This is a genomic window from Bacillus sp. ME78, from assembly GCF_903970865.1.
Lineage (GTDB): Bacteria > Bacillota > Bacilli > Bacillales > Bacillaceae_G > Bacillus_A > Bacillus_A cereus.
Genome location: NZ_CAJCKK010000008.1, coordinates 28,986 through 41,909, shown reverse-complemented (window position 1 = coordinate 41,909; position 12,924 = coordinate 28,986). Strand labels below are relative to the sequence as shown.

Below are 12,924 nucleotides of genomic sequence, written 5' to 3'. Positions count from 1 at the left end.
AACTTCCCCGTTTACTTTCCTTATTTTGTATTTCCTTCAAGACGAGCGTATACTTATAGTAGAAATAAAAAGGAGGGCCATATATGAAACTAAAAAAATCTCCCCTACTCTTACTTATACTAACATTCATATTTGTAATTACAGGGCTTGGGTTTACTTACTTCAAACAAAATAAAACGACCCCATCAAAACATAATGTGACAAAAGAAAACTGGTTAAATGACCCTTACTTACGTTGGTCGTATACCCATATGAAAGAATTCACTTTAGTTAATGACGTAAAAAACAATCCTGACCAAATTGCTCACTTCCCTTTCGCATTGCAAAACTTAGACGATTTTGCTGTGGAGCGTAGATTCGGAAATACAACTCCTCTAAAAAAACTTTTAGACGATAACAAAACAGATGCTTTTGTCGTTGTACATAATGGACAACTTGTTTATGAACGATATTTCAATGGGTATAAACAGAATGAACCTCATGGTATGGCATCATTAGCAAAAGTCTTTACCGGGGCAATTATACAATCTCTCTCTGAAGAAAAACGTATTGACTTAGAAAAAACAGCTGACACTTACATAAAAGAACTAAAAAACACACCGTTCGGAAAAGCGACACTTCAGCAATTAATGGACATGCAAGTTTCAGCAGAATACCCGACCCACGGATATGAGCAGCCTGGGCTAGAAAATCAAGATGCACAATTATATTTAGCTAGCAATATTTTACCCCGCGGCAAAAATTACGGCGGTCCGATGAAAATTTATGATATGTTACGAGAAGCCGAAGAAACTGCACCGCCTGGTTCTTCCTTTTCTTACAATAACGGATCAACAGAAACGCTCGCTTGGATTATTAGAACTATTACTGGTAAATCACTAGCTGAAAATGTAAGCGAACGAATTTGGTCTCAAATTGGTATGGAAGAAAACGCGTATTACGTTACAGATGAAACAAAAGTAGAACAAGCAAGCGCTGGCTTAAATGCAACTGCTAGAGATATGGCGAAATTCGGGCAATTACTATTAAACAACGGGGAATATAACGGAAAACAAATTCTCCCTTCTTCTATTACTGAAGATATAAAAAATGTCCAAGAAGGTGAACTTGCAATTAGCCCTGGAGCTTCCATTTCTTATCATAATCAATGGTGGATTCCCCACAATGAACAGGATGCTTTTGAAGTGTTAGGTAGTTACGGACAAACACTTTACATCGATCCGAAAGCAAATATGGTAATTGTCCACTTCTCTTCTAACGCTATGCCAAGTAATGAAATACATTCAGTTTACTCAAATATGTATATTGATATTGCACATCATTTGGAGAAGCTTCCACGGTAGTGGAAGCTTTTTCTTATTTCGGTGTTTTATTTGAAACCACTACCCTCATCACGGTTATTCATAATGAAACTTTTTATTAGCAATCCAATAATACGTTACGAAGAGTGTCAATAAAATCCACACTATAGTTAGTAATCCATTAATTATTGCGTTTGAATTTACTACCCCCGTGACTAACGTTTCCATTGCATACTTACTCATACCGGCTGGATTAAGCTGATCCATTATTGGATTCAAACCGACGATTACTCTGCAGGCTAAAAGGAAAACAATTGAAATTAATGCAATAATACCTTGACTGTGAAAAATAGCACTTATCATTGTTGTGAAAGATACGATAAAAAGAACCCAAATTAGATAAAATAGTAATCCAGTAATTAGGTGTGCAAATGGAACGGCAGTAAAAAGAAAATTTACATATAGATAAGAAGCTACGTATCCAATTGTTACACTAAACGCTACCATTAAATAGTTTGAAACTATTTTCCCACCTACATATGAAGTAACAGTAACGGGCCTTGTTAAAATAAAGGCCAACATACCATTAGCTTTATCTGTTTGAATTGCACCCATCATAGAAATCACTAGAATCATAAGTCCAAGCTGATCAAACTGGGATCCTAAAGTACTCGCCAATACTTCGCCCCCTTTTTGCGCTGCCATACTCAGATCAATTGTAATTCCCTGACCTCCACCTAACGCTTCTAGAATTGATGGCAAATAATGAGTTACTATCGGCTGTGTTGCACCTAAAAATATAAAAACAATTGGTAGCCAAATAATCTTAAAATCACGCAACATTTGAACATATTCTTTTTTTATCAATACCATTGAGTTATTCATTTTTACAACACCAATTTCAAGAAAATTTCTTCTAAAGTATCGTTGCTCATTTTAAATTTAACGATGTCCACTTTATGTTCGAGTGCATTTTGCAGTAACATATTTTTGTTTATTTCGATACTTTCAACCTTCACTTTGATTTTAAGCCCAACCACTTCTACATTCTTCACATACGGTAATTTCTTTACAACTTCAATCCAATTTTGATCTTTAGCTGTTATTTCAATAATTAATTTATTTTCACGATTACGGTGTAAAAGCTCCGTAATCGTTGTGTCTTCTATTTTTGTTCCATCTTTTATAATGACAAATCGTTCACAGATTTCTTCTGCATCGCTTAAGATGTGGGTTGATAATAAAATGGTTGTATCTTTTTTTATTTCTTTAATCAGATTCAATACTTCCCGCCGGCCGATCGGATCTAATGCGGATACTGGTTCATCCATGACAATAAGCGAAGGTTTATGCAATAATGCTTGTGCAATACCAAGTCGTTGTTTCATTCCACCAGAAAATGTACTAACCTTTGCATTTTCTTCTTCCTTTAGTCCAACTTTCTCCAACATTTTTGGAATCGACTTTGACAATTCTTCTTTTTTCAACCCCGAAAGTTGGCCCATAAACGTAAGCGTTTCTCTCGCTGTCATCCAATGAAAAAAATTAGGATATTGAGGTAAATAACCAATTTCACTTTTCATTTTTGATATTTTTATCCCATTCAATAAAACTTCACCAACAGTTGGATTAGTAATATCCGAAATTACTTTTATTAATGTGGATTTCCCTGCTCCGTTTGGTCCAATTAATCCGACGCATTCCCCCGCTTGCAGTTCCATCGAGAAATTATTCACAGCAATTTTTCCTTTAAATGATTTTGTTACATTTTTAATCTCTAATTTCATAATTTCTCACTGTCCTTTCTCCCTATAACAAAGTACAAGATAGGTCCCAATATATTAACGAAAAGAATAATTAACGTCCATACAAGTACATTTTTTCTTGTTTTCCTATGTCGATATAAATCAATGAATGCAATTAAAACTAAAAGTGCTCCCACTGCAATAACTGGTAATATAATGGGTAGAAAAGCCATAATATCAATGTCTTTAAGATCATTCAATCCATAATGTAGTTGCATTATTGTCATTCCTCCCTAAATTCATTCTCATTATTGATAATGATAAAACATAAACGAATGAATTGCAAACTTTATTCTCATTATTTATAATGAGAATAAAAATACATAATAAATAAGGTGAGCGAATGAGTAATAAAGTTGAAATTTTAATGCATCCTGTAAGAATGAAAATTTGCCAAGTATTAATGAGAAATAAGGAAGATGGGCTGACACCATTAGAAATGGTAAAAATTATTAAAAATGTGCCACAAGCAACGCTATATAGACAGCTGCAAACTATGGTTGATTCTGGTATCGTCCATGTAATTAAAGAAAAAAAAGTAAAATCTGTTTCTGAAAAATATTACGCAATTAATGAAGAAGATGCAAAAATTGAAGGAAGTGAATGGAAAGGATTATCTGATGATGAAAAGTTAAACTACATTTCCTATTATCAGTTATCACTTATGACACAATATCAAAGTTACCTTAAGAAATTAGAGGAACAAAACAGTCAAGAAGATACTGCTACTTTTTCTGTAGTAGAATTAAAGCTAGATGAAGAACACTTTGGAAAATTTCAAAACGAACTTAACGAATTAATGATTAAATACTACAATAGCCAAAGTAAAGGCGACGAAATAGAGACTCCGGTTCGGACTGTCGCTATTACAATTATTCCAGAAACTTAAATTTACTCGATATAAAAATGCAAATCAATAATTTGAACTAAATACTGAAAACAGGATACCTCTCAAAACACCTAAACCATCTGCTTCCTATATTCTCTTTAGGGGCTAGGTGGTTTAATTTTTCTTGAATTCACACACAAATGTAGTAATGAATGTATTACTTTTGTTATCTTTTATAAGTAAAAAGCTTCATCTTTTTAATAAATTAATCGTTTCCTTTAAAACACTTCCCTTACAAAGATTATCTGTTCATATTGGTCGAAAATTTCTTCTATAGATAAAAATAAAGTTTCTTCCGGGATGATGAACTTTATTTTTTGACCATTTTTTAACATGAAGGAAATCGTTCCATTATCATTAAAACCTGTATGAAACGTTCCTCGTTTATTTAATAGTACCTCTTCAATTATATTTATTTCAATTGAAAAGTTATTCTTTAATTGCAAGAGTTCATGTACATCGCCAGTATGTATTTTTGCATCTATTTCAGTTTCTAAGTTTAATTGTTTTTTCTCAATTTTTTTGAACCAAAACAAAAACAATAGCTCTGAAATACCAGGTAATTGTTTTTTATAAGCATGTCGGCTATGAAACTGTCCGCCAATCTTTATAAAATATATACAGTCACCTGTAATAAAGACTTTATAATATATATCTGCCGTAAACATTTTAGGCTTTAAAAGATAAAAACTTTTGATCATAATTCCCCCATCAATTTTAAATGTATTTGTATAAACATTTTTAGCTAGATTTGTGCTAAAACATATTTCTCATGTAATGCAACACTATTGTATTGAATCTCCTCTCCCTTTGCAACAGTTGCTTTGAAGCCAGCTAGTAACCTTTCTCTATACTTTCCCTATAAGTGCTACCCCATTTCCAACCGTTTTCTTCTAGTATATTAAAAGCAGAATCTGATACAAGGCTCTATATCAACCTATCAATAAATTACCATCCTGTAAATATCTGAATTTTCTTTTTATTGAAGGTTATCTCCTAAACAACCTCGAATAATTGTAATACATATGCATAAGGAGGTTGATCTATTTTGTTTCGTTCCTTTACAAATGGTTGCGTCGCCTTAGTGCAACGCTTCTTGCCAGAACCGTTTATTTTATCATGTTTACTAACTGTTTTCGTTATCTTCTTTGGTATGTTTGCGACTCACCAAACACCTGTAGAAATGATTAATCACTGGGGTAATGGAATTTGGGGACTCCTTGCCTTTTCTATGCAAATGGCACTTGTACTCGTGACTGGATCTGCTTTAGCAAATGCTCCTCTTATTAAAAAAGGATTAACGAAAGCTGCCAGACTACCAAAAACGAATGGCCAAGGCATTATTGCCATTTCAATTGTAAGTTTACTTGGTGCATACATAAACTGGGGCTTTGGAATTGTTGTATCTGTTTTATACGCAAAAGAAGTGGCAAGGCAACTGGACGGATTAGATTATAGACTAGCAATTGCCTCTTCTTACTCTGGATTCCTCATTTGGCATGCCGGTCTTTCTGCCTCTATCCCCCTTACGTTAGCAACAGGCGGTGAAACGTTAATTAAAACGACTGCTGGAAGTATTAAAGAGGCGATTCCGATAACAGAAACGTTATTCTCACCATACGCTCTCGTTCCAGTTATTATTTTTCTCGTTACGATGCCTCTCATTAATAAAGCGATGCATCCAGATGAAAAACATACGATAACTGTAGATCCTAGCGTGTTCCATGAAGAAGCTGCTGCTCAAGAAGTAGAAAAAAACACGTTCGCTGAAAAGATGGAAAATAGCATTATTATTACACTTTGCGTTGGATTGTTAGGTCTCATTTATATTTTCAATTACTTTTATACGAAAGGTTTTAACCTTACTCTCGATATCGTGATTTTTATGTTATTAATTGCAGGTCTTATTTTCCACCGTACTCCGATTCAGTATATTCGCGCTTTTTCAGACTCTACGAAAAGTGCCTCTGGCATTTTACTTCAATTTCCGTTTTACGCAGGAATTATGGGCATGATGATTGGAGCGAATAGTGAAGGACTTTCACTTGGAGGAGCTATTTCTAATTTCTTTATTAGCATTTCAAACGAATCAACTTTCCCGCTCTTTACTTTTTTAAGTGCTGGCATCGTTAATATTTTCGTTCCATCTGGTGGCGGTCAATGGGCCGTGCAAGCACCAATTATGATTCCAGCTGGCGCTGAACTTGGTGTACCTGCTGCAAAAACTGCAATGGCCATTGCGTGGGGCGATGCTTGGACGAATTTAATTCAACCTTTCTGGGCATTACCAGCATTAGCGATAGCTGGTTTAGGTGCTCGTGACATTATGGGATTTTGTGTTGTGAACTTACTATATGCGGGTTTTATCATTAGTCTATGCTTCTTATTCATTTAAACGAAAAGCTAGTTTTATACTAGCTTTTTTACATAATAAATCATTTATTTCCCATGCAATTTATAACTGTCTTCCACTCTATGTCCGTAAGGTGTAATGACTCAAATGCAAAAAAATCTTCGCAAATTTTTCCGATCAAGTGTGGATGTTCCCTCAAAAAATTCCACTGTAACGCTTTAGGAAGAAAATATGTTTCATATTCTTTACTTCCCCTTACTACCTCATCTACTTCTCTTTCACAAATTCCTCTTATTAAATAATCATTTCTTAACTCTATTTGAATTTGTTGAAATGTATCGCTGCATTTTTTCAATTGAAGTAAACACGTAATATACTTTCGAAAAAGTTCGTTATCATACTGACAACAGTTTATAATACGATCGACTTCATTCATAATGTACGAGCCTTTTCTTCTATTTGTAATAACCATTTTTCGCGCTTTGATACTTTACTCCTTTTCACAGATTGAAACACTGACCGTTTTATATCACGAATGCCACAAAAACGTAAAACACCTCTCTTCATCATAATCCAATCTGCTGATCGATATAACAATGCGACGTACCATAGAGGCGAGTCTAACGTATTAATAACCCACGCTTTTTTCCCTTGCAATAATCCTTTCGGCAGAGCCCCTTCATATTTATAAGCAAATCCAGCTACGAAAATACGGTCAATAAAACCTTTTAAAATAGCTGGCATCCCCCACCACCATATCGGATATATAAAGAGAAGTGTATCTGCTTCTTCCACTAATTTTCTATACCGCGCTGTCTCTTCTTCATTTATTAAATCACGTCTTTTCTTCTCTTCATTGAATACAAGTACCGGATCAAATTGTTCCTTGTATAAATCAAGCAACGTAACCGAATGATTTGTTTCCTGTAGCCCTTTTTGCACATGTTCTAAAATTGCCCCGTTAAAACTTGAAGGATTAGGATGAGCGTATATAATCAGTACGTTCACTACAAAACAACTCCCTCTATCGTTAAAGTTACCCCTTCTTTAATAACTTCTCTACAATTTGTACGTTTTTCGAACTTTGCAACAGTCGATTTAATACAGTAAGTAACTCTTCTTTTTCTAAATCTTTCAGTTTCTCTTTAACTGCACTCTCACCAGCACCTTGAATATCATAAACAACTGCCGCCATATGTTTACAATAATTTTCATACGGACATTCGCAACTACTTTTTGAAAAATCTTCGAGATCGATAACTACTTCATAATTCCCTGCATTTCCAGTAACGAAAGCAAACACTTTGTTATCTTGTATTTCAACATCTTCTACATGTCCATCTTCATAATATTCATATCCCTTATCTACAACGTACTTTGGGATCCATTTCGTTATATCTTTTAATAAGTAAGCGTACATAATTGTACCCCTTCCTTTAATTCCCTTTTGACTTCCAAAACCCTGCATGTTATTCTAAGAACTGTTAAATAGCAAGTCTATTTTGCAAAACGACTGACACCTATTCGGCGAAGGTGTCTCTTTTCATTTGCAGCCGATACGAATTGCCTCTTTCAGGCACATTCAATTTTTGACACTACACACTCAACACCATTCCCTGTATCAGGCTGCTTAAGCAGTCTTTTACTCTACATACTCCGTTATTTTAAAAAAAAGAGAGCTTAGCTCCCTTTTCTCGCCTTATAAAATACCCCTTTTTCAGTATAGAGATATTCATCAGCTAATGTAATTTTCCCATCCAGTTTCAGTTCATCTAATAGTCTTGATAAATAAAATTGATGTAACATCTTTTTCGTGAATTTTCCTTCATGATGCGAAACGATATGTTCTTGAATATCTAACAATGATATTGGCTTATCTTGCTCTATCATATATTCATAAACTGTACTACGCAGTTTTACGTATTTTTCGAGTGTCACAGCAATGCGCAACCCCTTTCTTCTTAAGATAAATTTTCGTAATCGGTTTTTTTGCAACAAAAAAACCTCTCCGATAAGAAGAAGTTACGTATATATCTTCGTCTTATCTCCCAGAACAAATATGTTCTGCTGGAATTAGCACCTGCATCGCGGTTGCTGGGTTTCATCGGGCCAGTCCCTCCACCTCTCTGGATAAGAAAATATTCACTTAATTCTTACTATACGTAATTTCATTTTAATTGTCAAACAAATATAACAAATAATATTTTCTTCTTTACTGTTCATACTATACATATATGAATATGCAAGGAGGATTATGAAATGCATCAAAATGCTCGCGGATATGTACAAGATTCTTTTCAATCATTACAAGAAGCAAAACATTGTTTAGAAGAAGCACTACAGACTGTTGAAAAAGATTTTAATCGCGCTCGTATTGAGCAATCCCTTTATGCGATCGAACAAGCTATTCAACGCTGCGATTACACCGTTCACATTTTAGAACAAGATTGAAAAAACTTCCCATCATAAGGTGGGAAGTTTTTTCAAATGGCATACTTCATAATTATTGCCGTTATGATTAAAAAATATACAGAATTCACAATTTCTAAAACCCCTACTTTTATAATAGAAATTTTTTTGCCATACAATATAATGGCTCGAATGACACTTGGTATAAAAATAAGGGAGCACCACGGATTAATTGCAAATACAATGATTGTTAATAGAATATGATAACCCCAGGATATAAAACGATACTTCGGATTATTTTTCTCACGTATCATCGTTTTCACATAAAACGTACTACCTAAAAAGTATAAGAATGAAATAAGTGCAATGAATAATGCTGTATGATCGATTTGTTTCATTGAAAAATAATAACTAATTAACCCACCAACACAAAACACAATGATCGCACAAATATCATTTAATAGTGCCCTTTCATTTTTTTGACGAGCATAATGCATATTTACTATAAATAGTGGAATCATGACTATTACGAATAAAAGAATGCGCCATTCATATAATAGAGAAATCATCCCAAATACGAACGCAATAATAAAATATACAATTGAAGCATGTAAATACTCTTTTTTTCGTTTTTGTTTTATGTACATAAGGAATGGATACGTAGCTAAATAGATAAAGAACCAAGCTATAAACAATGGAATGTGATATATAGTAGGTTTTCCAAGTATGACACTTAATAGAAATGGTATAGCAAGCATCGCCCATGCACCATGTTGCTTCGGAATAACTAACTTCATTAACTATACACCTCCCTTTTGAAAATAGTTCTCACCTATTATTATACAAATAATTTTATATAGTAACGGATATATATTGGACTATTTTTTGACAATAAAAAATGCTCCTTACAATATGTAAGAAGCATGAAAGAGGCAAACGAATATGTAAGTCGCGACCCTACCTTATATGAGTATGCTTTTCTATGCTATGTTATGCTTATCTAATATACCGTATTTCTTTTTAAATCTTGTGAGAATCGTAATCCAAGTAGTACTAAATAATAGTAAGAAGACAACATTCGAAATTGCATGGCTCAAATCGAAATAAAAACTTGCGATGTAATACGAAATGACTGTTTCCCACGTTGCCTCTCTTATAAAACCGAGAAGTCCCCAGAAATTCATAATCCAGCCAAATAAAAATCCAACAAACAATCCGTACAGGAGTCTTCCCCATAGCTTTTTCATTAAAAATGTATTACGCAATAATCCAGCTATAAAACCAATCATACCCCATGAAAACATTTGCCACGGCGTCCACGGACCTTGCCCTAAAAAGATGTTAGACACAATCGCTGCTGTTGCACCGATCATAAAACCCGCTTCACTTCCAAACACAATTGCAGAAACGATAATAACAAAAGAAGTTGGTTGTACACTCGGTAAAATAGAAAATGGTACGCGGCTAACTGCTGCAATTGCCGCTAATACAGCAACGAGAACAATTTCACGTGAAACAAACGCCTTCCTTTCAAAACGGATATAGAAAGGTAACATAATAACAACTAATAAAAACAAACTACTTAACATGTAATAACCGTCCATAATAAGTGTAGTAAAGAGTAATGTGCCTATTATTACTGCAAAAATACATATTATGAATGCAACATATCGTTTGGACACGCTTCGTACACATCCTCCCACGTTAATGCATATGGCAATTCTTTTCGAATGAATCGGTTAATAGATGTTGTATAAAAGAAGTTACCACTAAAAAATTCTTTCGGTGCATCATTCATAATGACTGCTCCATCAAATAACATCATACATCGATCCACGTATTTCGCTGCAAACTCAATGTCATGCGTTGCCATTACAATTGTTGTACCTTCTTTTTGCAGCTCCCTAAATAGTTCTCCTACTCTTTCTTTCTTCCATGGATCTAACCCCTTTGTCGGTTCATCAAGTAATAATAGCGTTGGCTTTGATAATAACGTTGTACATAATGCAAGAAGTTGTTGCTCTCCTCCGCTACAATCATGCGGATGGCGTTCTTTAAGCGAATACAACCAAAACTGTTTTAGCGTATCTTCTGCTATTTCTTTTCCTTGTTCTCCATATAATTCACGTGCACGTTCATACACCTCATCCCACACTGTATCAAATGTAAAATGATAATATGGATGCTGCGATACATACCCAATACTTTTAAACCGTTCTTTCGAATCGATTTTATGTATCACTTTCCCGTTCCACTTTACTTTCCCTCTTCTCGCTTTTTGTAATCCTGCTAAAATCGTTAACAGTGTAGACTTACCTGTACCGTTCTTCCCAACGAGCGCTACCCATTTTCCTTTTTCAATCGAAACTGATAAATCACGTAAAATAAGCGGACTATTTTTTTCGTACTGGAACGAAATATGCTCTGCGCTTAAAATTACCTCTTGCTTTTCACTTTGTGCTATTGGCTCATTTACATATGATATCGCTGAAAAATTATTCATTTTCATTTGCGCCTCTCGCACCGTAAACGGAATATCTCTCACATTCCACTCTAAAAATAGCCTTGGAATTTGCGGAATAAATGGACGGAACTTTTCTACTTCCCACATGTTCGCTACAACCGCTTTCGGACTACCGTCATACACGATTCGGCCGTTATTCATACAAATCACGCGCGTTGCAAGTGGTATCACTTCATCTAAACGATGTTCACTTAAAACAATCGTAATTCCAAGTTCTTCATTAATACGCTTTAACAATCCTAAAAACTCTTTCGCAGCAATTGGATCTAATTGTGCTGTCGGTTCATCTAATAATAATAACTTCGGCTGCATAACTAATACCGCAGCTAAATTAACAAGTTGCTTTTGCCCACCAGATAACGTGTGAACAGATTGATGCAATAAATCTTGAAATCCTAAAAAGCTAATAAGCTCTGCTATTCGTTTTTGAATAATATGTGATGGTAACCCAATATTTTCTAAAGAAAATGCTAATTCTTGAATAACTGTATCCATTACGAGTTGATTTTCTGGATTTTGAAATACCATACCAATTTCTTGAGCAGATAACAAATCAGGTACATTTTCTAATAAAGTACCATCATAATATGTATCCCCAGTACGCTTACCAATTGGAAGTAATTCTTTTTTAAAATGTTTTAATAAAGTCGTCTTCCCGGATCCTGATCCGCCGGCAAGTGCAATAAAATCTCCTTTTTGAACAGAAAGAGAAATATGCTGTAACGCTTTTTCGTTTTCATCAGCATATACAAATGATAAATTGTTTATTTCTGCATGCGCCACCATAACCATTCCCTTCCTTCCATTATAATTGGTAAACTAATAAACATCGTAAATACGATAAACATCATCCCATCGTATTGCTGAAATAAAATAGATTCGACTTTCGGATAAATGATTAACTTTCCTCCGCCATACGTACTACATATGATAGCAATTATAAATAGAATACTTAAATAACTGAGCGTATACCAATCTCGTTTTTCCATTCTATAGCGAATATATGTCGTACGTTTCGTTACACCAAAACCACGAGCTTGCATAGAATCTGCCGTTTGCAGTGCATCTTCCAATGAACAAATTAATAATACTTGCAGCAATTGCATACCATTTTTGACGCGTTCAATTATCGAACCTGAATCTACCTGCACACCTTTCGTCTTTTGAACGAGTGTGATTTTCTTTAATCGCCTTATAAACAAAGGAACAAATCTCACTGTAATCATCGTTAACAATGCAACTTTCGGTGAAATTCTTGAAAACAAATATAAAAATTTATGACTGGAAATAATATCATTGTATGACGCAAACGTAAACATAACTGCAACTAGTAATAACCCCATTACTATTCCAAACATAATCGCCTCAAGCTTAATACGGCTATCACCTAACCAAAATAACGTAGTTCGACCTCTATGCGTTAATAACGAATTAAATAAAATTACCATAAAAAAGAAAACAATTGTGCTCGGTAGCATCTTTCTTATCTTTCCGCTATTTCCTTGCATCACATTTAACATAATAATTAATAGTATTGCTCCAATTAAAAAAAGAGGATGAAGACACATCATACATAGTATCATCACCCCGATATAATAGAAAAAATTCACAAAAGGATGTAAAGAAGAAAAACTTATTTTCAT

General features: G+C 34.3%; 16 protein-coding genes and 1 riboswitch. Of the genes, 4 read left to right on the top strand and 12 right to left on the bottom strand.

Annotated features, from left to right (window positions below; translation table 11 throughout):
• The first annotated feature begins 83 nt into the window (after window positions 1–83).
• Complete coding sequence (locus tag H6481_RS11655) at window positions 84–1,343, top strand: serine hydrolase (protein ID WP_182811741.1); 1,260 nt, start codon at window positions 84–86, stop codon at window positions 1,341–1,343.
• Between the two features lie 54 nt (window positions 1,344–1,397).
• On the opposite strand, the gene H6481_RS11650 is transcribed toward H6481_RS11655, so the two are convergent.
• Genes H6481_RS11650 through H6481_RS11640 form a run of 3 tightly spaced genes read right to left on the bottom strand, consistent with a single transcriptional unit; the run spans window position 1,398 to window position 3,324 of the window.
• Window positions 1,398–2,186, bottom strand: a complete 789-nt coding sequence (locus H6481_RS11650) for an ABC transporter permease subunit (RefSeq protein ID WP_063536890.1) — start codon at window positions 2,184–2,186, stop codon at window positions 1,398–1,400.
• 2 nt (window positions 2,187–2,188) lie between these two features.
• Window positions 2,189–3,088, bottom strand: coding sequence for an ABC transporter ATP-binding protein (locus H6481_RS11645; protein WP_182811739.1), 900 nt, complete (start codon window positions 3,086–3,088; stop codon window positions 2,189–2,191).
• Window positions 3,085–3,324 (bottom strand): PLD nuclease N-terminal domain-containing protein, encoded by a 240-nt coding sequence (locus H6481_RS11640; RefSeq protein ID WP_065484488.1) that lies wholly within the window; start codon window positions 3,322–3,324, stop codon window positions 3,085–3,087. The genes H6481_RS11645 and H6481_RS11640 overlap by 4 nt, the downstream gene beginning before the upstream one ends.
• A 125-nt stretch (window positions 3,325–3,449) precedes the next feature.
• On the opposite strand from H6481_RS11640, the gene H6481_RS11635 reads away from it, so the two are divergent.
• Window positions 3,450–3,995: a transcriptional regulator gene (locus H6481_RS11635; protein WP_049108471.1), complete on the top strand. Its 546-nt coding sequence runs from the start codon at window positions 3,450–3,452 to the stop codon at window positions 3,993–3,995.
• 218 nt (window positions 3,996–4,213) lie between these two features.
• On the opposite strand, the gene H6481_RS11630 is transcribed toward H6481_RS11635, so the two are convergent.
• The gene (locus H6481_RS11630) at window positions 4,214–4,696 is read right to left on the bottom strand and encodes a hypothetical protein (protein ID WP_065484490.1); all 483 of its coding nucleotides are present in this window, start codon (window positions 4,694–4,696) and stop codon (window positions 4,214–4,216) included.
• A gap of 347 nt (window positions 4,697–5,043) precedes the next feature.
• On the opposite strand from H6481_RS11630, the gene H6481_RS11625 reads away from it, so the two are divergent.
• Window positions 5,044–6,390 carry a short-chain fatty acid transporter gene (locus H6481_RS11625; RefSeq protein ID WP_065484492.1) on the top strand — a complete coding sequence of 449 codons (1,347 nt, stop codon included), beginning with the start codon at window positions 5,044–5,046 and terminating at the stop codon, window positions 6,388–6,390.
• A 40-nt stretch (window positions 6,391–6,430) separates the two neighbouring features.
• Here H6481_RS11625 and H6481_RS11620 read toward each other — a convergent pair whose 3' ends face one another.
• The 4 genes from H6481_RS11620 to H6481_RS11605 all read right to left on the bottom strand — a co-directional run bounded on the left by H6481_RS11620 (window position 6,431) and on the right by H6481_RS11605 (window position 8,346).
• Window positions 6,431–6,784 (bottom strand): type I restriction-modification system subunit M N-terminal domain-containing protein, encoded by a 354-nt coding sequence (locus tag H6481_RS11620; protein ID WP_120460013.1) that lies wholly within the window; start codon window positions 6,782–6,784, stop codon window positions 6,431–6,433.
• Window positions 6,781–7,356 carry an NAD(P)H-dependent oxidoreductase gene (locus H6481_RS11615; RefSeq protein ID WP_078993945.1) on the bottom strand — a complete coding sequence of 192 codons (576 nt, stop codon included), beginning with the start codon at window positions 7,354–7,356 and terminating at the stop codon, window positions 6,781–6,783. The genes H6481_RS11620 and H6481_RS11615 overlap by 4 nt, the downstream gene beginning before the upstream one ends.
• 28 nt (window positions 7,357–7,384) lie before the next feature.
• Window positions 7,385–7,768 carry an SWIM zinc finger family protein gene (locus tag H6481_RS11610; protein WP_000271534.1) on the bottom strand — a complete coding sequence of 128 codons (384 nt, stop codon included), beginning with the start codon at window positions 7,766–7,768 and terminating at the stop codon, window positions 7,385–7,387.
• Window positions 7,769–8,028: 260 nt separating this feature from the next.
• Window positions 8,029–8,346, bottom strand: a complete 318-nt coding sequence (locus tag H6481_RS11605) for a hypothetical protein (RefSeq protein WP_002094089.1) — start codon at window positions 8,344–8,346, stop codon at window positions 8,029–8,031.
• A 40-nt stretch (window positions 8,347–8,386) separates the two neighbouring features.
• Window positions 8,387–8,485: riboswitch (SAM riboswitch) on the bottom strand.
• A 122-nt stretch (window positions 8,486–8,607) separates the two neighbouring features.
• Between H6481_RS11605 and H6481_RS11600 the strand changes: the two genes are divergently transcribed.
• Window positions 8,608–8,799: a hypothetical protein gene (locus H6481_RS11600; protein ID WP_000554029.1), complete on the top strand. Its 192-nt coding sequence runs from the start codon at window positions 8,608–8,610 to the stop codon at window positions 8,797–8,799.
• 32 nt (window positions 8,800–8,831) lie between these two features.
• Here H6481_RS11600 and H6481_RS11595 read toward each other — a convergent pair whose 3' ends face one another.
• From H6481_RS11595 to H6481_RS11580, 4 genes are all read right to left on the bottom strand, one after another.
• On the bottom strand, window positions 8,832–9,554 hold the full coding sequence (locus H6481_RS11595) for a YwiC-like family protein (RefSeq protein WP_000779946.1): 723 nt from the start codon (window positions 9,552–9,554) through the stop codon (window positions 8,832–8,834).
• A gap of 183 nt (window positions 9,555–9,737) precedes the next feature.
• The gene (locus tag H6481_RS11590) at window positions 9,738–10,439 is read right to left on the bottom strand and encodes an ECF transporter S component (protein WP_182811730.1); all 702 of its coding nucleotides are present in this window, start codon (window positions 10,437–10,439) and stop codon (window positions 9,738–9,740) included.
• Complete coding sequence (locus H6481_RS11585; protein WP_182811727.1) at window positions 10,412–12,073, bottom strand: energy-coupling factor ABC transporter ATP-binding protein; 1,662 nt, start codon at window positions 12,071–12,073, stop codon at window positions 10,412–10,414. The genes H6481_RS11590 and H6481_RS11585 overlap by 28 nt, the downstream gene beginning before the upstream one ends.
• Window positions 12,046–12,924: an energy-coupling factor transporter transmembrane component T gene (locus tag H6481_RS11580; RefSeq protein WP_182811724.1), complete on the bottom strand. Its 879-nt coding sequence runs from the start codon at window positions 12,922–12,924 to the stop codon at window positions 12,046–12,048. The genes H6481_RS11585 and H6481_RS11580 overlap by 28 nt, the downstream gene beginning before the upstream one ends.